This window comes from Neisseriaceae bacterium CLB008 (assembly GCA_041228285.1).
GTDB lineage: Bacteria > Pseudomonadota > Gammaproteobacteria > Burkholderiales > Neisseriaceae > JAGNPU01.
Map to the genome: position 1 here is coordinate 2,783,472 of CP166133.1, position 26,127 is coordinate 2,809,598.

At 49.9% G+C, this 26,127-nt stretch carries 15 protein-coding genes, 2 tRNA genes and 3 rRNA genes; 10 read left to right on the plus strand and 10 right to left on the minus strand.

Features of this window, described 5'->3' with window-relative positions; all coding sequences use genetic code 11:
* Positions 1 to 240: 240 nt before the first annotated feature.
* From ppc to AB8Q18_12875, 8 genes are all read left to right on the plus strand, one after another.
* Positions 241 to 2,952: a phosphoenolpyruvate carboxylase gene (gene ppc, locus AB8Q18_12840; protein ID XDZ51052.1), complete on the plus strand. Its 2,712-nt coding sequence runs from the start codon at positions 241 to 243 to the stop codon at positions 2,950 to 2,952.
* 101 nt (positions 2,953 to 3,053) lie between these two features.
* Positions 3,054 to 4,271 (plus strand): bifunctional glutamate N-acetyltransferase/amino-acid acetyltransferase ArgJ, encoded by a 1,218-nt coding sequence (gene argJ, locus AB8Q18_12845; protein XDZ51053.1) that lies wholly within the window; start codon positions 3,054 to 3,056, stop codon positions 4,269 to 4,271.
* A 186-nt stretch (positions 4,272 to 4,457) separates the two neighbouring features.
* Positions 4,458 to 5,219: a TonB family protein gene (locus tag AB8Q18_12850; GenBank protein XDZ51054.1), complete on the plus strand. Its 762-nt coding sequence runs from the start codon at positions 4,458 to 4,460 to the stop codon at positions 5,217 to 5,219.
* A 33-nt stretch (positions 5,220 to 5,252) separates the two neighbouring features.
* Positions 5,253 to 5,924, plus strand: coding sequence for a MotA/TolQ/ExbB proton channel family protein (locus tag AB8Q18_12855; protein ID XDZ51055.1), 672 nt, complete (start codon positions 5,253 to 5,255; stop codon positions 5,922 to 5,924).
* Between the two features lie 2 nt (positions 5,925 to 5,926).
* Positions 5,927 to 6,352, plus strand: a complete 426-nt coding sequence (locus tag AB8Q18_12860; GenBank protein ID XDZ51056.1) for an ExbD/TolR family protein — start codon at positions 5,927 to 5,929, stop codon at positions 6,350 to 6,352.
* Positions 6,353 to 6,445: 93 nt separating this feature from the next.
* On the plus strand, positions 6,446 to 8,458 hold the full coding sequence (locus tag AB8Q18_12865) for a ligand-gated channel protein (protein XDZ51057.1): 2,013 nt from the start codon (positions 6,446 to 6,448) through the stop codon (positions 8,456 to 8,458).
* 249 nt (positions 8,459 to 8,707) lie between these two features.
* Entirely contained in the window at positions 8,708 to 10,732 is a 2,025-nt protein-coding gene (locus tag AB8Q18_12870; protein ID XDZ51058.1) for a ligand-gated channel protein, read from the plus strand.
* A 279-nt stretch (positions 10,733 to 11,011) separates the two neighbouring features.
* Complete coding sequence (locus AB8Q18_12875) at positions 11,012 to 11,218, plus strand: glycine zipper 2TM domain-containing protein (GenBank protein XDZ51059.1); 207 nt, start codon at positions 11,012 to 11,014, stop codon at positions 11,216 to 11,218.
* 62 nt (positions 11,219 to 11,280) lie between these two features.
* On the opposite strand, the gene AB8Q18_12880 is transcribed toward AB8Q18_12875, so the two are convergent.
* The 3 genes from AB8Q18_12880 to AB8Q18_12890 all read right to left on the minus strand — a co-directional run bounded on the left by AB8Q18_12880 (position 11,281) and on the right by AB8Q18_12890 (position 14,617).
* On the minus strand, positions 11,281 to 12,579 hold the full coding sequence (locus AB8Q18_12880) for an AmpG family muropeptide MFS transporter (GenBank protein ID XDZ51060.1): 1,299 nt from the start codon (positions 12,577 to 12,579) through the stop codon (positions 11,281 to 11,283).
* 36 nt (positions 12,580 to 12,615) lie between these two features.
* Positions 12,616 to 13,998: a DNA recombination protein RmuC gene (locus AB8Q18_12885; protein XDZ51061.1), complete on the minus strand. Its 1,383-nt coding sequence runs from the start codon at positions 13,996 to 13,998 to the stop codon at positions 12,616 to 12,618.
* 136 nt (positions 13,999 to 14,134) lie between these two features.
* Complete coding sequence (locus tag AB8Q18_12890) at positions 14,135 to 14,617, minus strand: FxsA family protein (GenBank protein ID XDZ51062.1); 483 nt, start codon at positions 14,615 to 14,617, stop codon at positions 14,135 to 14,137.
* 304 nt (positions 14,618 to 14,921) lie between these two features.
* Between AB8Q18_12890 and yiaY the strand changes: the two genes are divergently transcribed.
* Together yiaY and AB8Q18_12900 are read left to right on the plus strand one after the other, a co-directional pair.
* Positions 14,922 to 16,073, plus strand: coding sequence for an L-threonine dehydrogenase (gene yiaY, locus AB8Q18_12895; protein ID XDZ51063.1), 1,152 nt, complete (start codon positions 14,922 to 14,924; stop codon positions 16,071 to 16,073).
* A 171-nt stretch (positions 16,074 to 16,244) separates the two neighbouring features.
* A complete protein-coding gene (locus AB8Q18_12900) occupies positions 16,245 to 16,985 on the plus strand; it encodes a MipA/OmpV family protein (protein XDZ51064.1) in 741 nt (246 codons plus the stop codon).
* 455 nt (positions 16,986 to 17,440) lie between these two features.
* On the opposite strand, the gene rrf is transcribed toward AB8Q18_12900, so the two are convergent.
* From rrf to AB8Q18_12935, 7 genes are all read right to left on the minus strand, one after another.
* A 5S ribosomal RNA gene (rrf, locus tag AB8Q18_12905) occupies positions 17,441 to 17,553 on the minus strand.
* Between the two features lie 145 nt (positions 17,554 to 17,698).
* A 23S ribosomal RNA gene (locus AB8Q18_12910) occupies positions 17,699 to 20,596 on the minus strand.
* 423 nt (positions 20,597 to 21,019) lie between these two features.
* Positions 21,020 to 21,095, minus strand: a tRNA-Ala gene (locus tag AB8Q18_12915).
* A 34-nt stretch (positions 21,096 to 21,129) separates the two neighbouring features.
* A tRNA-Ile gene (locus AB8Q18_12920) sits at positions 21,130 to 21,206 on the minus strand.
* Between the two features lie 96 nt (positions 21,207 to 21,302).
* Positions 21,303 to 22,846: ribosomal RNA gene (locus AB8Q18_12925) — 16S ribosomal RNA — on the minus strand.
* Together the 16S, 23S and 5S rRNA genes with 2 tRNA genes alongside form the textbook arrangement of a ribosomal RNA operon.
* Positions 22,847 to 23,641: 795 nt before the next feature.
* Positions 23,642 to 24,610 carry a 2Fe-2S iron-sulfur cluster-binding protein gene (locus tag AB8Q18_12930; GenBank protein XDZ51065.1) on the minus strand — a complete coding sequence of 323 codons (969 nt, stop codon included), beginning with the start codon at positions 24,608 to 24,610 and terminating at the stop codon, positions 23,642 to 23,644.
* A 55-nt stretch (positions 24,611 to 24,665) separates the two neighbouring features.
* Positions 24,666 to 26,105, minus strand: a complete 1,440-nt coding sequence (locus tag AB8Q18_12935; GenBank protein ID XDZ51066.1) for an NAD-dependent succinate-semialdehyde dehydrogenase — start codon at positions 26,103 to 26,105, stop codon at positions 24,666 to 24,668.
* Positions 26,106 to 26,127 lie beyond the last annotated feature (22 nt).

A 26,127-nucleotide genomic window follows, 5' to 3' on the forward strand; every position in this document is an offset into this window, starting at 1 on the left:
GGCAGGATATTTCATGCGCTTGCCGCATTCAGTGTGACGCCCTCACCGACATCGGCTTGGTCAGCCGTTCGTCGTATGCTGTTTTGCCCGAATACGCCACAGAAAAAGCCATTGGCTGATCTCGCACCCTTAGGCTATGGCCATCTAGGGGCTTTTTTTTGCGTGCCCTAATCACAATAATAGGCACCTCATGCGCTCGGGCAATCAGTCCCATTGTGACCCACTATTTGAGGAACCACCATGCTGCAAAGTCAGATCACCAACCCCAAGGACGTCGCCCTTAAGGCCGACGTGGCCTTTCTTTCCGACGCCCTCTTGGCCGTACTCAAAGCCGAACTGAAGCAAGATGTTTTACAGGCTTTTTCTGTGTTCATCACCACCACGCAGCCAGAAAAAGACGTGCAAACCTTTTTGCCCAAGCTCAACGAAGCGCAAACCGAGCAGTTGATTCGCGCCTGTGGCCTATTCGCCCAAGTGTTGAACATTGCCGAAGATGCCCACCACGAACGCCGCCGCTTGGCTCATGAAGCCAACCACTCTGGCGCCGCCAAAGGCAGCCTGGAAGAAGTGTTACAGCAGCTGCAAGCGGCCAAGGTGGCCACCAGCACCCTACAAGACCAGTTAAACCATACTCAAGTGGCCGCCGTATTAACCGCCCACCCGACCGAAGTCCAACGCCAAACGGTCTTACACCTCAACCGTAAAATTCGCAGCCTGCTTGATCAACGCAATCAGCCCTATGTCAGCAAAGAGCAACAGCAGGACATTCAAGATGCACTTGAAAACGTCTTACTGACTCTGTGGCAAAGCAACGAAACCCGCCACTTTAAAATGACGGTCGCCGACGAAATCACCAACAGCGTGACCTACTTCCCGCTGAGCTTTTTTAAATCCGTGCCTCGCCTCTATCGCAAGCTAGAGCAAGGCCTCAAGCAGCTGTCGCCCGACTTACATACGCCCAACCTATTGCACATTGGTGGCTGGGTGGGCGGCGACCGCGACGGCAACCCCTTTGTTGACGCCGACACCTTAACCTATGCCTTTACCCAGCACGCAAAAACCCTGTTTCAGTTTTACCGTGCCGAACTGAGCGAGCTGTATGAAGAGCTGTCTTTGTCAGTGCGCCGCGTCGACGTCAGCGAGGCCGTGTTAAAACTGGCAGAACAATCGCCTGATCGCGCCCGCGCTCGAGAAGAAGAACCTTATCGCCGCGTCATCGCCTATTTCAGCGCCCGCATCCTGGCCACCGCCAATAAGCTAGGCGCGCCTTTAGGCTCTCATTTTGGTCTATTGACGCCCTACGATCAGGCGGCTGACTTTTTGGCCGACCTCAACCTCGTGCGCGACTCCCTGATTGCCAACGGCTCTGAACGCTTAGCCAACGGCCGCTTGGCCTCATTCATCCGTGCCGTCTCCGTATTTGGCTTCTACCTCATGCCGCTAGACCTACGCCAGCATGGCGATTTTCACGCCGAAGTAGTGGCCGACCTATTCAAGCACGCTGGCCTAGAAGACTATTTGGCGCTGGACGAACAGGCACGACAACGTGTTTTGCTACGCGAACTGGCTACGCCTAGACCGCTCTACTCACCGTACATCGACTACAACGACGTCACCAAAAAAGAGCTGGCCATCTTCCAAGCCGCCCGCCAAATCAAAGAAACCTATGGCGAAACCGCCATCAACCAAAGCATTATTTCCAACGCCGAGGCCGTCAGCGACCTTCTGGCGCTGGCCCTATTGCTGCAAGAAACCGGCTTATTAACCTTAGGCAAAAATGGCCTGCCGCAAAGCCGCCTCAACTTAGTCCCCCTGTTCGAAACCATCGAAGCCCTCGAACAGTGCATCGACGTCATGGACACCCTCTTCGCTCTGCCTTGGTATAAGGCTTTGGTAGCGAGCCGTGGCGGCGTGCAAGAAATCATGCTGGGCTATTCCGACAGCAATAAAGACGGCGGCTATGTCACCAGCCAATGGGTGCTGTATCAAGCTGAAGCCAAGCTGGTGGAGCTAAGCAAAAAGCATTCGGTTCGCCTACGCCTCTTTCACGGCCGTGGCGGCAGCGTTGGCCGTGGCGGCGGCCCCTCTTACGAAGCCATTCTGGCTCAGCCAGCAGGCAGCGTAAACGGCCAAATCCGCATCACCGAACAAGGCGAAGTCATCACCTTTAAATACGCCGACCCGGGCAACTCTCAACGTAATCTAGAAACCCTATTGGCCGCTACCTTGGCCTCTAGCGTCTTGCCCTATCAAGGTGAGGAGCCTGACCATAACATCATGCAGGCCCTATCTGACGAAGCCTTTGCCGGCTATCGCAGCCTGATTACCCATCCGGATTTTATTGATTTCTTCTTGCAGACCAGCCCGATTCAGCAAATCGCTTCGCTGAACATTGGCTCTCGCCCAGCCAGCCGTAAAACCTTGGCTAAGATCCAAGACCTGCGTGCCATTCCGTGGGTGTTCTCATGGACCCAAACCCGCCTCATGCTGCCGGCATGGTATGGCTTTGGCACCGCCGTGAGCAAGTTAATGGCTGCCCGCCCCGACGCTTTAGCCCAGCTGCAAACCCAGGCCAAAAACAGCCCGTTCTTCCACGCCATGCTGTCCAATATGGAGCAGGTGATGGCCAAGGCTGATTTAACCATTGCCAAAGCCTATATTGGCCTGAGCGAACACCCAGAAGCGGCGGCGCACATTTTTGCCCTCATCGAGGCCGAATTTAACCTCAGCAAGGCCCATTTATTGGCAATTTTAGACACGCCCAAGCTATTGGCCGACAACCGCTCGCTAGAGCGCTCTTTGGCCATTCGCATGCCCTATTTAAATGCGCTAAACTGGCTACAGGTAGAGCTATTAAATCGACTGCGTAAAGACCCCAATAACGCCACCACACTGGCTCAGGTTCACCTCACCATTAACGGTGTCGCTCAGGGCTTACGCAATACAGGTTGACGACCCAACCTGGTAACCAATCCGGCCGCCCCGACACATCTGGGTGGCGGCTGGACCGTTTGATCATTTATTGCGACAACAAACCATTAAAGGACATACCTGTGGCTGTAAACTTAACCCAACCCTTAACCGATCAAATTCTGCCCGTTGCCGGCGTCAGCCTATGGGTGGCGCAAGCCGGGATTAAAAAAGCCCAGCACGATGACGTGACCCTCATGGTGCTGGAAAAAGGCAACACCATGGCAGGCGTCTTTACGCAAAATCGCTTTTGTGCCGCCCCCGTCGTCATCAGCCAAAAACACCTCAGCGAAAGCAACCAAAAACGCGCCCTCATCATCAACACTGGCAACGCCAATGCCGGCACTGGCCAACAAGGCCGGGAAGCCGCTCTGGCCGTTTGTGAAGCCGTAGCCGAACACCTAGACTGCGACACCAATCAAGTCTTACCGTTCTCAACTGGCGTGATTCTAGAGCCATTACCGAGCAGCAAAATCACCCAATCACTGGCCCAGTTACGCCCAGCCAGCTGGATCGATGCCGCCCGCGCCATCATGACCACCGACACCGTGCCCAAAGCGGCCAGCCGCCAAATCGACATTGATGGCCACACCATCACCCTCACCGGCATGTCTAAAGGCTCGGGCATGATTTGTCCCAATATGGCCACCATGCTTGGCTTCATCGCCACCGACGCCGCCATCACCACGCCCTTATTGAAGCAGCTAGTCAAAGAGGTCGCCGATGAATCGTTTAACGCCATCACCGTAGACGGCGACACCAGCACCAACGACAGCTTCATCATCGTGTCGACGGGCAAAAGCGAACTTGCCCTCATCGACCAGGCCAATAGCCCAGCCTATGTAGCCATTAAAGCCGCGTTATCAGACTTGGCCCTCGAACTGGCGCAGGCCATCATTCGCGACGGTGAAGGCGCCACCAAATTCATCACCATTAAGGTCAATGGCGGCCGCAACCTTGAAGAAGCAAAGCTGGTCGCTTATACGATCGCTCACTCGCCGCTGATCAAAACCGCGTTCTTTGCCAGCGACCCCAACCTAGGCCGCCTGCTGTGCGCGATTGGCTATGCGGGCATCATGGACTTAGACGTTAATAAGGTTTCCCTCTATCTAGGCGACGTTTTAGTGGCCCATGACGGTGGTCGGGCACCCGCATATGAAGAAGCTCAAGGCGCTGCGGTTATGGCCGCCAATGAAATCACCGTCACGGTTGAACTCAATCGCGGCAGCGCCAGCACCACCGTCTACACCTGCGATTTTTCTTACGATTACGTCAAAATCAACGCCGAATATCGTTCTTAACGGCCGATTTTGTTGTTTTTTTCTCACCCGATGCCACGAACAAAGACTGATGGCATCGGGTTTTTCGTGTAAAACCCACACCCGTCAAAACTAAATCACCTTACAAATCAAACACCTTAATTTTATTTGTATCAAATCTCGCAAAATCGTTGCAAACAAGAATAATTATCATTAAAATTCAAAGCTATGAAAAATGACCGCAACCGCTTTTATTTAACCCTGTCAGGCGTCACCCTCGCGCACGTTCTGTTGTTTATGGCTGTTCACAATATGAATAACCAGCCCATCACCGTGCCTCCTAGCCTCGACAGCCTCAACTTTGTCCTGATGTCTTCTAACAGTGTGGATGCGGAACGAGCTGAAGCTTCGTCTACCCCACAAGAAGCGGCCCCTAAGCCTAAGCCTCAGGTCAAAGAGCCTGAGAAAAAGGTTGAGCCCAAAATCAAGCCTGTCGTAAAAAAAGACGCCAAACCTGATTTAAAACCGGCCGACAAAACCCCTGATCCCAAGCCCGTAGACAAAGAAAAACCAACCAAGCCGGCAACGGAACAAACGCCAAATAAAAGCGACAACAACAGCAACACCAGTAGTCAATCGAACAACAGCAATGCCTCTGGCAGCAGCAACAGCGCCTCCAGTAGCAGCAGCAACACCGGTTCTGTGACGCAGCCAACCCATATTGGTGGCCACTTAAACAACCCGCAGCCGCCTTACCCGCCACAGTCGGAAGAGGCTGAAGAAGAAGGCTCTGTTGGCCTACGCGTGCGCGTTGAAGCCAACGGCCGCGCCTCTGACGTCCAGCTGGCGAAAACCAGTGGCTATCCCCGCTTGGACCGCTCTGCACTCAGAACCGTTCGCGGCTGGCGCTTTACCCCAGCCACCCGTGGTGGCGAGCCCATTCCGTACACTTATACCTTCTCGGTACAGTTTAAACTGCCCCGACGCTAACCGATTCAGCTTAACCCAGAAAGAAGACTACCCATGGATTTATTAACAGTATTTAAACAAGGCGACGGCGTCCTTATCGCAACCTTCTTGATTTTGGTGATCATGAGCATCGTGACCTGGACCTTAATCGCCACGCGTACCAGCAAGCTCTTAAAAGCCAAAAAAGCCAATAAAGCCTCCGCCATTGCGCTTTGGCACGCTGCTAACTGGGATGAAGCCACCCAAAAACTGGCCGATCATCAATCACCGATTGCACGCATCGCCCTGAACACCATGAAAGCCAAAGCTCGCTACACCAGCGGTGGCGCCACCGTTTTGGGTGCACAAGTGCCGATGAGCGATCTATTAACCCGCGCCATCCGCAACGGTTTGAATAAAGAAATCAGCCAATTCGACCACGGCCTAACCGCCCTAGCCTCTATTGGCGCCACCGCACCATTTATTGGCCTATTCGGCACAGTATGGGGTATTTACCACGCCCTAATCAACATCAGCACCACCGGCCAAATGAGCATTGCCGCCGTTGCCGGCCCAATTGGTGAAGCACTGGTGGCCACCGCTGCTGGTCTATTCGTCGCCATCCCTGCGGTATTGGCCTACAACGCCCTCACCCGCGGCAAAAAAACCATGTCTCAAGACTTAGATTCTTTTGCCTACGACCTACATGCCCAGCTTTTAAACAATGAGAAAGTTAAGGAAGACTAATCATGGCTTTCGGAGAATTTAACCATCAAGATTCAGACACCATGGCTGAAATCAACATCACCCCCCTAGTGGACGTGATGCTGGTTTTGCTCATCGTGTTCATGGTCACCATGCCAGTACTCACCCACTCTATTCCGCTGAACCTACCCACGGCCAGCAACGAGCAGCCCGTCTCAGAAACCAAAGAGCCTATTCGGGTTTCGGTAGATAAATCGGGCGCCTACTTTTTGAAAGATGCAGAGAAAAGCCAGGAGGAACTCAAAGCCCTTTTAGCCGAAACCGCCAAAACAAATGACGACGCGATCTTGGCCATCTCTGCTGATAAAGAGGTTCCATACGAATACGTCGCCGACCTCTTAGGCATCGCGCAGGAGTCAGGCCTCAGCAAGATTGGCTTTGTCACCGAGGCCGAAGCCACGCCTCATTAATGAAATGAAATCCACCGAAAAAGTGACCAAATGCTCCCCATAAAGCATCCGTCACTTTTTTGTTCGCCTAACCCCCTTAAAAGGACGTTGTGAATGTCAAACCGCAAACTACCAAATACTGCGACCCGCAATCCGCTTAAGCCTTCGTTACTGGCTTTAAGCCTTTTAGCCGCAAGCTTGAGCGCCCAAGCCGCCAACCAAGATTCAGCTCAGATCGACGACGTGGTCGTGACCGCCTCAGGCTTTCAACAAAAAGCCAATAAGGCAGCCGCCTCTATTTCAGTGATCACCCAAAAACAACTAGAGAATAAAGCTTATAAAGACGTCACCGACGCTCTTAAAGATGCCCCAGGCGTGGTTGTAACCGGTGGCGGCAGCAAAGCCGACATCAGCATTCGCGGCATGGCCTCTGGCTACACCCTAATCATGGTCGACGGCAAACGCGTGGATTCGCGCGGCACCCGCCCTAACAGCGACGGCTCTGGTATTGAACAAGGCTGGCTACCCCCTGTAGAGGCTATTCAGCGCATTGAAGTCATCCGTGGTCCCATGTCGGCCCTATATGGCTCTGACGCTATGGGTGGCGTGATCAACATCATCACCAAAAAAACCACCCAAGGCGCATGGCGCTCGTCTATTCGTACCGAGGCAACCATTCAAGAAGACGGCGACTCTGGCAACCAGTTTCAAACCAATGTATTCACGACGGGCCCCATTATTGATGGCCTCTTGGGCATGCGCGCCAACGCTCAATTTTCTAAGCGTAACGAAGACAAATTCGCCTACGGCTTTAATGAACAAAAAAACAGCAGCGGTGACATTACCTTTACCCTAACGCCCGATGAATTCAACACCATTGATCTAGATTTTTCACGCTCAGTACAAACCCGTAACCGCACTTTAGGTAAATCTGAAATCGAAAGTGATCTGAAAGACAACCTAGATCGCTACGATCGCACCCAATATGCATTAACCCATAATGGTGACTACGAAGGCATCAAAACCAATAGCTACATTCAGCGTGAAGAAACCGAAAATAAAACGCGTAGCATGGAAAACAACAACACCATATTCAACACTCAAACCCAGTTTTTATTAGGTGACCACAGCCTCACTTTAGGTGGCCAATACAAACATGAAGAACTTAAAGATGAATCCGGTAACGGCAACAAAGTAGCCACTGCTCCTAGTCGCCTAACTCGTTATAACTGGTCCTTATTTGCAGAAGACCAATGGCAAATGAATTCTAGTTTTGCGCTTACCGGCGCCATTCGTCTAGACAAAGACGAAAACTACGGCTCTCATTGGACACCTAAACTATACGGCGTGTGGCAAGCAAACCCGAACTGGATCATCAAAGGTGGCGTATCCGCTGGTTATAAAACACCTAGCTTACGTGCCACTGCACCGAACTGGTGGCAAATTACAGGTAAAGGAGCCTCTGTCATCATCGGCAACCCTGACTTAAAACCCGAAAAAAGCGTGAGCACAGAGCTAGCCTTCGTCTGGAATAACTTAAAAGACAAAGAAGTGAGCTTTACTGTCTTTAATAATGAGTTCAAAGATAAAATCTCTGAGGTTCGTGATTGCAGTAGCCCAGGCAAGACCAAGGTGTGCCAACTACCTGGTTACGATGATCAATACTTTAACTTTATCAGCTCTCGCACCAACGTTGATAAAGCCACCATCCGCGGCATTGAAGCAACATTTAATTGGTCTTTAACCCAAGACTTAAGCTTAGACACTAGCTATACCTATACTGATTCTGAGCAAAAAAGTGGCGAATTCAAAGGTAAACCTCTGAATAAAATGCCAAAACACATGCTGAACGCCACCGTCGACTGGCAAGCCCAAGAGAAGCTAAACGTCTGGGGCCGCGTAAACTATCGCAGCAAGTCTTCGGAAGCGTTGAACCGTGCCAGCATGGACACTAAACGCATTCCATCCGTCACCTTTGTTGATCTTGGCCTAAGCTACAAACCAGCCAAAAGCTGGATTGTGAACGCTGGCGTCTACAATCTGTTTGACAAAACAATTGATGCTAAAGAGTACGACACCGCCTACGATGGCCGCCGTTACCACGTTGGCGCAACCTACAAGTTTTAATTAGGCCTGACTAAGATTTCATGGTTTCGGCCATGAAATCTTGCTTAAGTCATTACATTACGTCTAGTGCAATGCCTTAAGCAAGCGAAAAGCAATGAATAACTGAGCACCGATCAATCGGGCCAACCAAACACACAACTACTACCGTATAAGCTTTAGCCTGGAGAAGCAGATGGCCTGGGTATGAACACGCCCAAAGACAATCTGTGATGGCGACTTACTCACTGACTTAATTAAAGGAAGTTTTATATGGTAGATCTATCCAAAACCAAGCGGGCCGCTTTTCCACGCCCAGCGCACACCCTACTTGCGTTAAGCTTATTAAGCTTAAGCATGGGCGCCCATGCAGCCGTTCAAGATACGGCAAAAATTGACGATGTGGTTGTGACTGCCACGGGCTTCCAGCAAAAAATCAAGAATGCCGCCGCATCTATTTCGGTCATTACTCAGAAACAGCTAGAAAATAAAGCTTATCATGATGTCACAGACGCACTAAAAGACGTCCCTGGCGTTGTGGTCACCGGCGGAGGTAGCTCTAGCGACATCAGCATCCGCGGCATGGCTTCTGGCTACACACTCATCATGGTTGACGGCAAGCGAGTTGACTCTCGCGGCACGCGCCCAAACAGCGACGGCTCTGGCATTGAACAAGGCTGGCTACCCCCCGTAGAAGCCATTCAACGTATTGAGGTGATTCGTGGCCCCATGTCGGCCCTATACGGCTCTGATGCCATGGGTGGCGTGATCAACATCATCACCAAGAAAACCACCCAAGGCGAATGGCGCACCTCCATTCGATCTGATATGACCATCCAAGAAAACAGCGACTCGGGTAACCAATATCAGTCTAATGTATTTACCACTGGCCCAATCATTCCTGGCCTATTGGGCATGCGTGCCAACGCACTGATTTCACAACGTGACGAAGACAAAATTCTAAACGGCTATTCCGAACAAAAAATGCGCAGTGGTGGCATTACCTTTACGCTCACGCCAGACGAGAATAACGACATTGATTTTGACTTTTCACGTTCATTACAAGATCGGAATTCAAACCCTGGCAAAAGCGATGCACTAGAAAGCTGCCGTGGCGGCAAGTGTACGCCCAATACGCCTTCAGAATCTCGTTATGAACGGACTCAATACGCACTAACCCATACTGGCCGTTACGATGGAATCAATACCACTAGCTACATTCAACGAGAAGAAAACCACAACCCTGGTCGTGAGATGATCAATAACAACACCATCTTTAACACCCAAACACAGTTCCAATTAGGCAACCACAGCCTGAGCGTAGGCGGCCAATACAAGTATGAAGAACTAAAAGATAAGGGTAATAAATTAAGCGTAGAAAACCCTGTCGACCGTTTAACACGGTACAACTGGTCACTATTTGCGGAAGATCAATGGCAGTTAGTCCCAACGTTTGCCCTAACGGGAGCCTTACGTTTAGATAAAGATGAGAACTTTGGCTCACACGTCACCCCTAAACTATATGGTGTCTGGCAAGCGACGCCCAATTGGACCATCAAGGGCGGCGTTTCTGCTGGTTACAAAACGCCTTCATTACGAGCAGTATCACCTGACTGGGGACAAGCCACCGGTGGGGGTAGCTCAGACGGCATGATCATCGGTAATGCTGGTCTAAAACCAGAGAAAAGTCTCGCTACCGAAATCGGCTTCATGTGGGACAACCAGAAAAACCTAGAAGTTGGGGCCACAATCTTTAATAATGATTTTAAAGATAAAATCACTGAAGACCGCATTTGCAATAGTAAAGATGACCCTCTTTGTACCTTCCAAGGCCATACTTATGACTTCATCAGTGAGCGCATTAACGTCGACAAAGCCAACATCCGTGGCCTAGAAGCCACCTTATTCTGGCAGATCGCAGAGACTCTATCCTTAGATGCTAACTACACCTACACCAAATCCAAGCAAAAAAGTGGTAAGTTTGAAGGGCGCCCCTTGAACAAAATGCCGAAACACATGGCTAATGCAACATTAGACTGGCAGGCTAAAGAGCGTTTATCCTTCTGGTCCCGCGTCAACTTCCGTGGTAAAACATCGGAATATCAAAGCCGTACTTCTATGGCGAATGGCACCGCTTCTTATGCCTTTGTTGACTTAGGCCTAAGCTATAAACCACAGAAGAACGTCAATATTGTGGCTGGCGTCTATAATATATTTGATAAAGAAGTCACCAATGAAAACTATGGCGCGACTTTAGACGGCCGCCGTTACAACGTTGGCCTCACCTATAAATTCTAACCCCTCACTAAGCCACGATTAAATAATCGTGGCTTTTTTAAGTCCCTCTCACGCAGGTGCCTAAACTCAACATTAGGCGCCTACTTTCAAATTGCTAAACGGCTTTATTCACGATCTTCATTATTCGTTGTGATTAATCATTGATTTTATGACCGTCCGATACTAAACTGAAACTTAATGGTCGATCCTCTTCGAGATTGAACTTAAACCATTGAACAGGCTCTAAAGTAGTGTATGTCGTTTTTTAACAAACCATGCCTTTATCTAAGGAGTGTTACCATGATTAAAACAAAATTAGCTCAGTTCGGCGTTGTCGCCCTAGTGGCCATGACACTGGTTGGCTGTAGCAATATGTCTACCAAACAAAAAAATACCGCTATTGGTGCAACCGTTGGTGGTGTCGCCGGTAACCTAATGACCAACAGCACTGCTGGCACCCTAGGTGGCGCAGCGCTAGGTGGCGTGATCGGTAACGTAATTGACTAAGCCTTAGCGCTTAAGCTACCCATAAAAAACCAGCGTTAAGCTGGTTTTTTTGCCTTTCTCGATTAGGCGGCTGATTGGCCACGCCAAGGTGCCACCCACCACAACATAATCATCCCAGGGAAGGCCAAAGCAAAGCAGAGCCAATAAAACTGAGTATAGCCCATGGCATCAACTAAATAACCCGATGCTGAGTTAATAAACGTTCTGGGCACGGCCGCGAGGCTGGTGAACAAGGCCAGCTGAGTGGCGGTAAAACTCGGATTGGTTTCACGCGCCATAAAGGCCACAAATGCCGCGGTTCCTAGCCCTACCCCCACATACTCAAACCCAACCACGCCCGCCAAAGCCCACAACTCAAACGAGCCAATGTGCTCAAAGCGTCCAAAGCTCGCCAGCCACACAAAGCCTAAAATACTCAACACCTGTATCACGCCAAATAACCACAGCGCCCGATTGATGCCAATTTTCAACATCCAGATGCCGCCCAAAATGCCCGACACAATGGCAGGCCACAGGCCAGCGTTCTTAGCCACCACACCAATGTGGTCGGTCCCATAGCCCATATCGATGTAAAACGGCGTGGCCAAGGCCGTGGTCATGCTGTCACCCAATTTATACAAGAAGATAAACGCCAACACCATTAAGGCATGCTTGACGCCCTTGCGTTCTAAAAACTCAGTAAACGGTTTTACAAATGTGTCTTCAAACGTTTTATGCTCTAGCTTATTGATTTTCGGTTCACGCGCCAAAAACAGCGTCATCCCAATACCCGGTAACATAAACAGCGCCGTCATCAGGAACACCTGATCCCAAGGATGGGTCGTCGCCATGATCAGCGAGAGCGAGCCGGGCACCAAGGCCGCCAAACGATAGGCGTTCACATGGATAGAGTTGCCCAGACCTAGCTCCCGATCGGGCAAAAACTCACGCCGATAGGCATCCAGCACAATGTCTTGACTGGCCGAAAAAAATGCAATCGCAAACGCCAAAACCGCAATCGCACTTAAGTTCTGCTGCGGTGACAGCAGCGCCATCCCCGCAATAAACAGCATCAATACGATCTGAGTCAGCAGCATCCAGCCACGCCGATGGCCTAAGAAAGGCAGACGATAGCGGTCCATCAGCGGCGCCCACACAAATTTCCAGGTGAAAGGAAAGCCGATCAAGGCAAACAAACCGATTGATTTAAGGTCAACGCCTTCGGTGCGCAGCCACGCAGGCAGTAAATTGATCAACACGTACAAGGGCAAACCAGACGTGAACCCAGTAAACACACAAATCAGCATCCGCCGCGAAAATATTTGCCCCCATAAAGAGGGCTGAGAATGAGGTGTTTCAGGGTTAACCGGCTGTTCGGTCATAATATTCCTTAAACTTAAGCCATCACGACTTATTGATTAATCTTTATCTTCTAGGTCTGGCTCATCGCCATCATCATCTTGACGATAATAGTCTGGCAAGCGCTTATTGGCCGCAACGCCTAAAGCCTGTAGCTTCTCGGCTTGACCAATCAGGTTGCCTCGACCCGTTTGTAATTGTCGCATGACTTGCTCATAACTGTCTTGAGCCGTCCCCATTTGTTTGCCTAATTTTTCTAAGGTTAAAACCAAGCCCACAAATTTATCATACAATTTCCCCCCTTGAGCGGCGATGTGAAGCGCGTTTTGATTTTGCTGTTCGGTGCGCCAGAGGCTGGCCACCGTACGCAGCGTCGCCAGCAGCGTGCTTGGCCCTACAATCATGATGCGTTTTTCAAAACATGCTTCAAAAAGGCCCTCATCGTGTTGCAGAGCCAATAAATACGCCGGCTCTATCGGCATGAACAAAAACACAAAATCCAGACTATTAAGTTCTTTAATGTCTTGATAGGTTTTTTTCGACAGGCTCTCGACATGCTGGCGCACCGCCGCCACATGCTCTTTCAAAGCCTGAGCTCGAGTGGCCTCATCTTCGGCGCGGGTATAGCGTAGATAAGCGTTTAACGAAACCTTAGCATCAATCACAATATGCTTGTTTTCAGGTAGGTGAATCACCACATCGGGCTGCATACGGCGTAAGCTACCGCTGTCGTCTTCAACGATGCCCGAACTTTGCGTTTCGTATTCACGCCCCAAGGTTAAGCCAGCACTCTCTAAAATGCGCGACAACACCATTTCGCCCCAATTACCCTGAGTCTTATGGTTCTGCCCTGTCAATGCTCGCGTCAAGGCCACGGCATCCTCATTAAGCTGGCTATTCAGCGCCTGTAAGCGCTTTAACTCATTTTCTAGGGTCAAACGCTCTTTCGACTCTTTTTCATAAGTATTTTGTACCAAGGTGCTGAAATCAGTCATTTTGGTGTGAATGGGCGTGAGAATCGTGGCCATGCTCTGTTGATTTTGAGCGCTGAACTGTTTGCTTTGTTCCGCCAGAATCTCGGCGGCCAACACTTTAAATTGATGACTCAAGGCTTCCTTAGCCTCGGTCAGCAGCACAATTTTTTCTTCATACTGCCGCCGCTCTTGTAGCAGCAGCACATCTAATCTCGCCTGCTGTGCCAAAGCTTCCTGATGCGCCTCTTGTAGATCATATTGCGCCGCCTGTAAGGCCTGATGCTGGGCTAGGTGATCAGCAAGAGACTGGCGCGCCTGCTGCAGCTGCGCCTCATATTGGGCCACCGCCACGGCTTGCTCCGCCCGTGCTTGCAATACTTTTTGCGCCAAGGCCAGCTTTGTGACCAACCACGCCAGTAGTGCGCCAACGAGCAAGGCCAATACGCCTATTATCACTGCATCATTCATATTTGATTTACTTTCATTCGCTTAGATTGCCCATTGTGCTCGGTGAAAGCCAGACATAAAAAAATGCCCACCCGAAGGGGACATTTTAATCTAGATCAGGGCTTCAGCCCAAGCCTTAAGCGGCGTCAAGATGACTTTATTCGTCTTTAGGCAAAGTTGGGCGGTCGCCTCGGCGCGATTCACCAGGATTCACTTCATGGTATTCGCCCTCAATGATGTCCGAATCGCCGGTGTCACGTTCCCGTCGATAATAAGCGCCGCGAGAATCTTGCTGATGCGTCGATTGAGCGGTAAAGCGCCCACCAATAGACCAAATCGGCAGCATGATGATGACGGCTAAGACGTCAGAGAAGATACCAGGCGACAGCAATAAAATCGCCGCCAACGCAAACCGAATCGGCCAAATAGCGGCCATAAACGAGCCTGGTGCGCCGGTGCGCAGGCCAGCATTCATCATCGCCATATTGATGCGGCCAAAATGGCGCAGCATCATGACCCCAATGATAAAGGTACACAGCATCCACAAAATGGTGTTAAAGCCGCCAATGGCGCTGGTCATCATCACAATCGATAAGATTTCCAAAATCAAGAACAGCCAACCAAAACCAAAAATACGCATACCGTTATCCTTATCCTTGCCTACATCGTGCAGGCACAGTCTCTTTATAGGCCAATAATGGGGATGATTTCTGATTTTTAAACCCGCGCACGGCTTTTTTTCTACGCCATCCACAAGCCTATCGTCTTGACCATCATTTCCCACCCCATTTTAACCTAATACGTTATGATGTTTTAAGCGTTGTCGGCCCATCCTTTGCGCCTACGCAAATCGCTCAACCGCAAAAAGCAGTACAGTAAAGGTATAACCAGTCTGGGCTTCGGCTCCGACCTAAACACTAACCAAACCAAGAGGGAGTCCTTCTATGTCTACCAGTGCTTTTTTTATTCCTGCTGTTAACTTAATGGGTTCAGGCTGCTTGAGCGAAGCCATCGACGCCACCAAAAACTATGGTTTTAAAACCGCGCTGATCGTCACCGATGCAGGCTTAAGTCAATTAGGCGTGGCCGACGACATCGCCAAGAAACTCAACGCAGTCGGCATTAAAACCGCTATCTTTGACGGGGCTCAACCCAACCCCACCACGGCAAACGTAGAAGCAGGTTTGGCGATTTTAAAAGAGCAGCAGTGTGACGTGATCGTGTCTCTAGGCGGTGGCTCGGCGCATGACTGCGCCAAAGGCATTGCCTTAGTGGCCACCAACGGCGGCAAAATCGGCGACTACGAAGGCGTCGACCAATCACCTAAGCCACAGCTACCCATCGTCGCCATCAATACCACCGCCGGCACCGCCAGCGAAATGACGCGCTTTTGCATCATCACCGACGAAAAGCGCCACATCAAAATGGCCATCGTGGACCGCAACGTGACCCCTATCCTATCGGTCAACGATCCAGATCTCATGATCAACAAGCCTAAAGGCCTTACCGCCGCCACCGGCATGGACGCCCTTACCCACGCCATCGAAGCCTACGTATCTACCGCAGCAACGCCGATTACCGATGCCTGTGCACTGAAAGCCGTGGCCCTCATTGCCAAACATCTGCGTACCGCCGTCAACGATGGCCACAATATGGAAGCCCGTGAACAAATGGCCTACGCTCAGTTCTTAGCTGGCATGGCATTTAACAATGCCTCATTAGGCTACGTCCACGCCATGTCGCATCAGCTAGGCGGTTTTTATGACCTCCCACACGGTGTGTGTAATGCCCTATTGCTGCCGCACGTAGAAGCGTTTAACGCCAAAGTATCGGCCAAACGCTTAGGTGAAGTCGCCATTGAGATGGGCGTAGACATTAAAGGCCTCAGCGACGACCAAGCCGCTGCCGCCTGTATCGACGCCATCAAAGTGTTATCAACAGACATCGGCATTCCTGCTACCTTGACCGAACTTGGCGTCAAGCGTGAAAACATTCCCACCTTGGCCGCCAACGCGATGAAGGATGCCTGTGCACTGACCAATCCACGCGAAGCCACTCAGGCCGAAATCGAAGCCATTTTCGAGGGTGCCTTATAAGGCTATTCCAGCTCACACAGCCCACCTGATAGGTGGGCTTTTTTTATTCATTTTGCAATACATAAATTTAACTAATCCATTGAAGAATTAATTTAATGCTTTCCAACGCCGTAACTAGAGGTCAAATATGTTAAAATAACGCAAAACCAATATTCCAAACGAAAGTAAACCATGAACCTAAAACCCATTCTATTAAGTGCTGTGCTGCTGAGCGGCATGAGTGCTGCTGCCCATGCAGAGCTAACCCTTGGCCTCAATGCCAGTGCCTATCGCATGCCCTACAAAGGCATGGACACCAAATATTATGGTTTTCCAGCCATTGATTACAAGAATGAAGTGGTTTACTTTAAAGGTTTAGGCGGTGGCGTTTATCTCTTAAACAGCCCCAAACATGAAGTATCTGTCAGCGCACGCTTGGGCGCCCATCACTTTAAGCCCAAAGACAGCGATGATCGTCAGGTTCGCGACCTAGATCGCCGCCGCAGCAGCGTCATGGCCGGCGTTTCTTACGCCTATAAGAATGACTGGGGTGATTTAACCGCAGAGCTGCAAGGCGACGTTTCTGGCCACAGCAAAGGCTACGTGGCTGATGTGTCTTACAGCAACACCTTCACCCATGGCAAATTCGCCGTTAAGCCCAGCGTCGGCGTCACCTATCGCGACAAAAAATGGAATGACTACTACTACGGCGTTTCTAGCGGTGAAAGCAACAAAACCGGCCTAAGCCGCTACAAAGCCGACGGCTCCGTTCAGCCCTACGCCCAAGTGACCGTCAGCTACGCCATTACCCCACAATGGATCACCTACGCCAGCGCCTACTATGAGCACCTAGGCTCAGAAGCGAAAGACAGCCCCATGGTTGACCGCAGCTATGTCGGCGCATTGAGCACTGGCGTCATGTATCGCTTCTAATCCAATGACCCAGACACTAACCGTCATGGCCTTGCCGTGACGGTTTTTTTAACGGCTCTCCGCGGGTAAAAGGCAAGCTCTTAGGCTAATCGCCTGTGGATAAGATAAGTGTGTGGATAAGACTTGCCGCCATTCATCAAGGCGAACGACTCAACGCGTGGGTCACGCCCCCCTACCAGGCGCATGGCCACGCGTAGGGTGGGTAAAGCGTAGCCTACCCACCATGACTTATAGCGGCACAGCAATGAATCACCAGCCACCAGATACAACAAAGCCCACCGTCAGGTGGGCTTTGTTTTGGGTGTATGGGGTAAGACTGTGCGCTTCGGCAGAGCTTAAGGCCATCATATGGTTGGTCTACATCGGTGGGCACGCTACGCTTTGCGCCACCCTACGGTGTGCACTACCAATAAAATAAGCCCTGTTGCAATCGCAACAGGGCTTAAGTATGGGGAGTTTGGCGGTGACCTACTTTCACATGGGCATCCACACTATCATCGGCGCTAAGTCGTTTCACTGTCCTGTTCGGGATGGGAAGGAGTGGTACCAACTTGCTATGGCCGCCAAACAAAAAACGGTAACAAATTAAAAGCCTAATCAATCGTTAGATCGTATCAATATATAAGGTGATGTATCGGGTAATATACACACATACAGCCTGTAAGCTTCATCTGAATTCTTTACTTATGTCTCACACAAGTTCTTCAAATGATAGAGTCAAGCCTCACGAGCAATTAGTATCAGTTAGCTCCACACATTACTGTGCTTCCACACCTGACCTATCAACGTCCTGGTCTAGAACGACTCTTTAGGAGGGTTAAACCCTCAGGGAAATCTCATCTTCAGGAGAGTTTCGTGCTTATATGCTTTCAGCACTTATCTCGTCCGAACTTAGCTACCCGGCGATGCGACTGGCGTCACAACCGGTACACCAGAGGTTCGTCCACTCCGGTCCTCTCGTACTAGGAGCAGCCCCTGTCAAATTTCCAACGCCCACTGCAGATAGGGACCAAACTGTCTCACGACGTTTTAAACCCAGCTCACGTACCACTTTAAATGGCGAACAGCCATACCCTTGGGACCGACTACAGCCCCAGGATGTGATGAGCCGACATCGAGGTGCCAAACTCCGCCGTCGATATGAACTCTTGGGCGGAATCAGCCTGTTATCCCCGGAGTACCTTTTATCCGTTGAGCGATGGCCCTTCCATACAGAACCACCGGATCACTATGTCCTGCTTTCGCACCTGCTCGACTTGTCGGTCTCGCAGTTAAGCTACCTTTTGCCATTGCACTATCAGCACGATTTCCGACCGTACCTAGGTAACCTTCGAACTCCTCCGTTACTCTTTGGGAGGAGACCGCCCCAGTCAAACTGCCTACCATACACGGTCCCCGATCCGGATAACGGACCTGGGTTAGAACCTCAAAGGGGTCAGGGTGGTATTTCAAGGACGGCTCCACCAACACTAGCGTGCTGGTTTCATAGCCTCCCACCTATCCTACACAAACCACTTCAAAGTCCAATGTAAAGCTACAGTAAAGGTTCACGGGGTCTTTCCGTCTAGCAGCGGGTAGATTGCATCTTCACAACCACTTCAACTTCGCTGAGTCTCAGGAGGAGACAGTGTGGCCATCGTTACGCCATTCGTGCGGGTCGGAACTTACCCGACAAGGAATTTCGCTACCTTAGGACCGTTATAGTTACGGCCGCCGTTTACTGGGGCTTCAATCCAGAGCTTGCACCCCTTCATTTAACCTTCCAGCACCGGGCAGGCGTCACACCGTATACGTCCACTTTCGTGTTGGCACAGTGCTGTGTTTTTAATAAACAGTCGCAGCCACCTATTCTCTGCGGCCTCTGTCAGCTCATTGCGCAAGCAAATCACCAACAAAGGCATACCTTCTCCCGAAGTTACGGTATCAATTTGCCGAGTTCCTTCTCCTGAGTTCTCTCAAGCACCTTAGAATTCTCATCCTGCCCACCTGTGTCGGTTTGCGGTACGGTTTTATATTAGCTGAAGCTTAGTGGCTTTTCCTGGAAGCGTGGTATGAGTCACTTCAGATCCGTAGATCCTCGTTATCACTTCTCGGCGTTAAAGAAGGGCGGATTTGCCTACCCTTCACGCCTACCGGCTTGAACAAACTATTCCAACAGTTTGCTGACCTAACCTTCTCCGTCCCCACATCGCACTAATATAAAGTACAGGAATATTAACCTGTTTCCCATCGACTACGCATCTCTGCCTCGCCTTAGGGGCCGACTCACCCTACGCCGATTAACGTTGCGTAGGAAACCTTGGGCTTTCGGTGTGCGGGCTTTTCACCCGCATTATCGCTACTCATGTCAACATTCGCACTTCTGATACCTCCAGCAGACTTCTCAATCCACCTTCAACGGCCTACAGAACGCTCCTCTACCATATGCACAATAAATTGTGTCATATCCGCAGCTTCGGTTATCAATTTGAGCCCCGTTACATCTTCCGCGCAGGACGACTCGACCAGTGAGCTATTACGCTTTCTTTAAATGATGGCTGCTTCTAAGCCAACATCCTGGCTGTCTAAGCCTTCCCACTTCGTTTACCACTTAATTGATCATTTGGGACCTTAGCTGGCGGTCTGGGTTGTTTCCCTTTCGACAATGGACGTTAGCACCCACTGTCTGTCTCCCAAGCTCGTACTTTCTGGTATTCTGAGTTTGCCATGGGTTGGTAAGTCGCAATGACCCCCTAGCCATAACAGTGCTTTACCCCCAGAAGTAATACTTGAGGCACTACCTAAATAGTTTTCGAGGAGAACCAGCTATCTCCGAGTTTGTTTAGCCTTTCACCCCTATCCACAGCTCATCCCCTAATTTTGCAACATTAGTGGGTTCGGACCTCCAGTGCGTGTTACCGCACCTTCATCCTGGCCATGGATAGATCACTCGGTTTCGGGTCTACACCCAGCAACTAGACGCCCTATTAAGACTCGGTTTCCCTACGCCTCCCCTATACGGTTAAGCTCGCTACTGAATGTAAGTCGTTGACCCATTATACAAAAGGTACGCAGTCACGGAACAAGTCCGCTCCCACTGTTTGTATGCATCAGGTTTCAGGTTCTATTTCACTCCCCTCCCGGGGTTCTTTTCGCCTTTCCCTCACGGTACTGGTTCACTATCGGTCGATTACGAGTATTTAGCCTTGGAGGATGGTCCCCCCATGTTCAGACAGGATTTCTCGTGTCCCGCCCTACTTGTCGTACGCTTAGTAAGCATGATGTGTTTTCGGATACGGGGCTATCACCCACTATGGCCAACCTTTCCAGGTTGTTCTCCTAACACACTATGTATCACGTACAGGCTGATCCGCGTTCGCTCGCCACTACTTACGGAATCTCGGTTGATTTCTTTTCCTCTGGGTACTTAGATGGTTCAGTTCTCCAGGTTCGCTTCACATGACCTATGTATTCAGTCATGGATACCATGATCACTCATGGTGGGTTTCCCCATTCGGACATCGTGGGATCAAAGCTCTATTGCCAGCTCCCCCACGCTTTTCGCAGGCTTACACGTCCTTCATCGCCTGTAATCGCCAAGGCATCCACCTGATGCACTTATTCACTTGACTCTATCATTTCAAGAACCTATTGACTTTGCTTGCTTTGGGGGTTGACGCCCCTCCACTTGCTTAAGTTTCTACTCTGACAAAGCTTACTGCTGTTGTGTGTATCTCATACGCCTTTTGTTAGTTTCGTATGAGCTACTTCGATACAATCACCCAATATATATTTTTGATTTCGTGTTGCCGCTAACTCAGTATAAATACTAGCTAGCTAACGTGACGAAATCGGTAAAACTAACATTGATTGATTTCGGCTTCTAATTTGTTAAAGATCGATGCGTTGTCTGCTTAAGTTTCCGATGAATCGGAGACTAAGAGACGGTGCAAATTAAATTGAGTTGCGCATTATAAGCTTTTTACAAAGCTTGTCAATCGCATTCACGATTTAATTTGAACCGTCGGGTTCGTTTGCAAAGTTAAGTCAATCAGTGGTGGAGGCAAACGGGATCGAACCGATGACCCCCTGCTTGCAAAGCAGGTGCTCTACCAACTGAGCTATGCCCCCTCTTTGGGGTTGATACCCTATGATTCCTAATGATTGGTGGGTCTGGGAGGACTTGAACCTCCGACCCCACGCTTATCAAGCGTGTGCTCTAACCAGCTGAGCTACAAACCCTTAGGTCTCGTTAAAGTGTCTTAACTTTACGCATCTTTTACTTACAGATTCCCGATAAGTGTGAGTACTTCTTTGCCCCACTTTTTATTTCTCTAGAAAGGAGGTGATCCAGCCGCAGGTTCCCCTACGGCTACCTTGTTACGACTTCACCCCAGTCATGAAGCATACCGTGGTAAGCGGATTCCTTACGGTTATCCTACCCACTTCTGGTATCCCCCACTCCCATGGTGTGACGGGCGGTGTGTACAAGACCCGGGAACGTATTCACCGCGACATTCTGATCCGCGATTACTAGCGATTCCGACTTCACGCACTCGAGTTGCAGAGTGCGATCCGGACTACGATCGGCTTTAAGAGATTGGCTCCACCTCGCGGCTTGGCTACCCTCTGTACCGACCATTGTATGACGTGTGAAGCCCTAGCCATAAGGGCCATGAGGACTTGACGTCATCCCCACCTTCCTCCGGTTTGTCACCGGCAGTCTCATTAGAGTGCTCAACTAAATGGTAGCAACTAATGACAAGGGTTGCGCTCGTTGCGGGACTTAACCCAACATCTCACGACACGAGCTGACGACAGCCATGCAGCACCTGTGTTACGGTTCCCGAAGGCACATCCAACTTTCATCGGACTTCCGTACATGTCAAGGCTAGGTAAGGTTCTTCGCGTTGCATCGAATTAATCCACATCATCCACCGCTTGTGCGGGTCCCCGTCAATTCCTTTGAGTTTTAATCTTGCGACCGTACTCCCCAGGCGGACAATTTCACGCGTTAGCTACGCTACCAAGGACTTTTAATTCCCCAACAGCTAATTGTCATCGTTTAGGGCGTGGACTACCAGGGTATCTAATCCTGTTTGCTACCCACGCTTTCGAGTATGAGCGTCAGTGTTATCCCAGGGGGCTGCCTTCGCCATCGGTATTCCTCCACATCTCTACGCATTTCACTGCTACACGTGGAATTCTACCCCCCTCTGACACACTCTAGCTTGCCAGTTCTAAACGCAATTCCCAGGTTGAGCCCGGGGCTTTCACATCTAGCTTAACAAACCGCCTGCACTCGCTTTACGCCCAGTAATTCCGATTAACGCTTGCACCCTACGTATTACCGCGGCTGCTGGCACGTAGTTAGCCGGTGCTTATTCTTTAGGTACTGTCATGACTACAGGGTATTAACCTATAGCTTTTCCTCCCTAACAAAAGTACTTTACAACCCTAAGGCCTTCTTCATACACGCGGCATGGCTGGATCAGGCTTTCGCCCATTGTCCAAAATTCCCCACTGCTGCCTCCCGTAGGAGTCTGGGCCGTGTCTCAGTCCCAGTGTGGCGGATCATCCTCTCAGACCCGCTACTGATCGTTGCCTTGGTAGGCTTTTACCCCACCAACTAGCTAATCAGATATCGGCCGCTCAAATAACGCAAGGTCCGAAGATCCCCTGCTTTCCTCCGTAGAGCGTATGCGGTATTAGCCATCCTTTCGGATAGTTATCCCCCATTACTTGGCACGTTCCGATATATTACTCACCCGTTCGCCACTCGTCGGCAGAAGAAGCAAGCTTCTTCCCCGCTACCGTTCGACTTGCATGTGTAAAGCATGCCGCCAGCGTTCAATCTGAGCCAGGATCAAACTCTTATGTTTAATCTCTAAGCTATTACTAATTCTGGTCTGCTTTCTCAAATTCATTAACGAGATATTTCTATCTCATACATAAATCTTAAATTGCAGTGTGAGGCTCGAAGCACTCACACTTATCGGTTATCTGTTCTGTTAAAGAGCGTTGCTGACTGGGTTTGTTTCGTTCCGTCATCAGCAGAGGAAGCGAATTATGGACGACCCCCTGATAATCGTCAACCCCTATTTGCCATTAATTTGCTAAAAAACCACCAAAAATAAGCAAAAGACTGTTTTAACTGGGTTTTATGGGGCATCTTTTTTAAAAGAATTTATAGGCAGTGCTGGAAAACGGTGAAAAGCCTGTGGTTGTTGGCGTTAACCGTGGCTGAAATTTAAATCAAAAAGGCGAAAATAAAGTAAAAAAGCGCAAAATAATGGGGAAAACTTTGAAAACGGCGGTAAATCTGAATAGGCTAGCAGCAAAACCAAACCCCTAGGTGGGCTTACGCCCACCGAAATGCGATGGTGGGTCGCGACCCACCCTACCAATTCACCTATCAGTCTCGGCGCACCCTACGACGTAACAGCTGGGCATAGGGTGGGTAAAGCGTAGCCTACCCACCGCTTTACCGCATGCCAAACAAAAAGGCTAACACTCAAACCAAAACCTAGGTGAGCTTGCGCCCACCGAAAAACGATGGTGGGTCGCGACCCACCCTACCACTTCACTGATCAATAAACACCAGCACTAAAGTGAATGAGCTATTTTTAAGCTATATATAGTATATCCTTTATTTTGGTAGTCGATCCAATGCACAATCATAGATCCAATACCAAACGTTGGCCTTTAGCACGGGACACGCACAGCATAATACTTTGCTGTGCGATTTTTTCTGCGTCACTCAAGTATTGATCATAATGCTCAGCCTCGCCTTCCAAGATACGGGTCTCACAAGTGCCGCAAACCCCCTCTCGGCATAAACACTCCACGTCAACCGCTAAAGATTCAATGGCTTGCAGTATGGTTTGATCCGCACCCACCGCCACTTCCACGCCACTTTTTGCCAACACAACGGTAAAACCCACTGCATCTGTTGGCACTTCAGCAGCAAACTGCTCCCAATGAATGTATTCATCGCGAAAACGATGGCGATTTGCACTATCAATGACGGCATCAATCAAAAGCTTCGGGCCACAAACATAAATATGGGTTCCCTTAGGCTGAGCCGACAGCAACGCATCTAAATCCAAACGCTGCCCCTCGCTGTCAACGTAACAATGGCACCGATCAGCGTGTTCACTTGCTTGTAAATCCGCCCACAAAGCACCATGCTCTGGTGCCCGAAAAGCATAGTGTAGTTCATAATCCACACCACGAGCCTGTAGCTCCACCAACTGAGGAATAAAAGGCGTGATGCCAATACCACCGGCAATCAATACATGTTTTTGGCCCGTAGGGGCTAACTCAAACAGATTTTTCGGCGCCGACAGCTCCAACTGATCCCCGACCCTCAATCGTTCATGCATATACCTTGAACCTCCCTTACCTTCAGCCTCTAGACGTACACTAACTTGATAGTGGCGAAGGACGTGGGGATGGCTCATCAAAGAATAAGCATTGCTATAATTCGTGCCCTCATCCTGCATTTTCACAATAATGTGACTACCTCCAGTAAAGCCCGGAAATACCTCGCCAGCATTCGGCCTAAAGGTAAAGCGCTTAATTAAAGGGGTCAGCTGCTCAATCGCGGTGACGGTGGCCGCATGCATTTGGTAGCCATTACTCATACTTTATCCTCTATTATCTATTGATGACTTTTTTGTGAACCTTGACCTTGGCGCCCTAAATGCCCATACACAAATACTTGGTCTCAACAAAATCTTCGATCCCATACTTTGACCCTTCTCGGCCCAGCCCAGATTGCTTTACCCCCCCAAACGGTGCTACTTCATTAGAAATAGCACTGGCATTAATCCCCACCATGCCATACTCTAAAGCTTCAGACACTCGCCAAACGCGGGATAAATCATTGCTGTATAGATAAGCCGCTAAACCGAAAATGGTATTATTGGCTGCGGCAATGACTTCTTCTTCGGTATCAAACACCACAATCGGCGCGACAGGCCCAAAAATCTCTTCATCTAATACCTGCATGCCCGTCACCACATCAGTAATGACCGTAGGCTCAAAAAAATTACCACCGTGCGCATGTATGTTTCCTCCTACTAAAATCTTGGCGCCCTTGCTCACTGCATCAGCCAATAGCGCCTGTACTTTTTCACTGGCTTTGGCATTGATTAACGGCCCCACCTGAACCCCCTCATCTAAACCAGAACCCACAACCAAGTTTTGCACTTGGGCGGCAAACTTAGCTGAAAACGCTTCATACACGCTGCGTTGTACGTAAAGTCGGTTGGCACAAATACAGGTTTGGCCTGCATTACGATATTTAGCCAAAATCGCACCTGCCACAGCACTATCGATATCGGCATCTTCAAATACGATAAAAGGGGCATTACCACCTAGTTCTAAAGCCACCTTTTTAATTGTCTCGGCGCACTGACCCATTAACAGTCGCCCAACTTCCGTTGAGCCGGTAAAGGTCAATTTACGCACTAAAGGATGACGAGTCAGTGCGCCACCAATTTCCTGTGCCTTACCAGTAACAACATTAAACACACCTGCTGGCATGCCAGCCATTTCTGCTAGTTTGGCCATAGCCAGCGCAGAATAAGGCGTCTCATTCGCTGGCTTTAAGACCATGGTGCAACCCGCAGCCAAGGCTGGTGCAGCTTTACGGGTAATCATCGCCAATGGAAAATTCCAGGGCGTAATCGCAGCACACACCCCTATCGGCTCTTTAACCACCAATAGACGTTGCGCCGAATGAGGCGAAGGCATCACATCACCATACAAACGCTTACCTTCTTCCGCAAACCAGCTGACAAACGAAGCCGCATACTTCACCTCACCCAATGCCTCTAACAGTGGCTTACCCTGTTCCAAAGTCATAATCCTAGCCAAATCATTGGCATATTCATGCATTAACTGGAACCATTTTTGCAAAATTATGCTTCGATCATGCGCACTTTTTTTTCGCCAATGGGTAAACGCCTCATGAGCAGCCTCAATGGCTAAATCAGTTTCCTCTGCGCCCATATTCGGCACAGTACCCAATAAGGCATTGGTTGCAGGATTACTCACGTTAACAGTTTCAGCATGATGAGCGACCATCCATTGACCATTAATATAAGCACGTTCTGTAAATAACGAGCTATTCATCACAAATCTTCCTCTCTCTGTG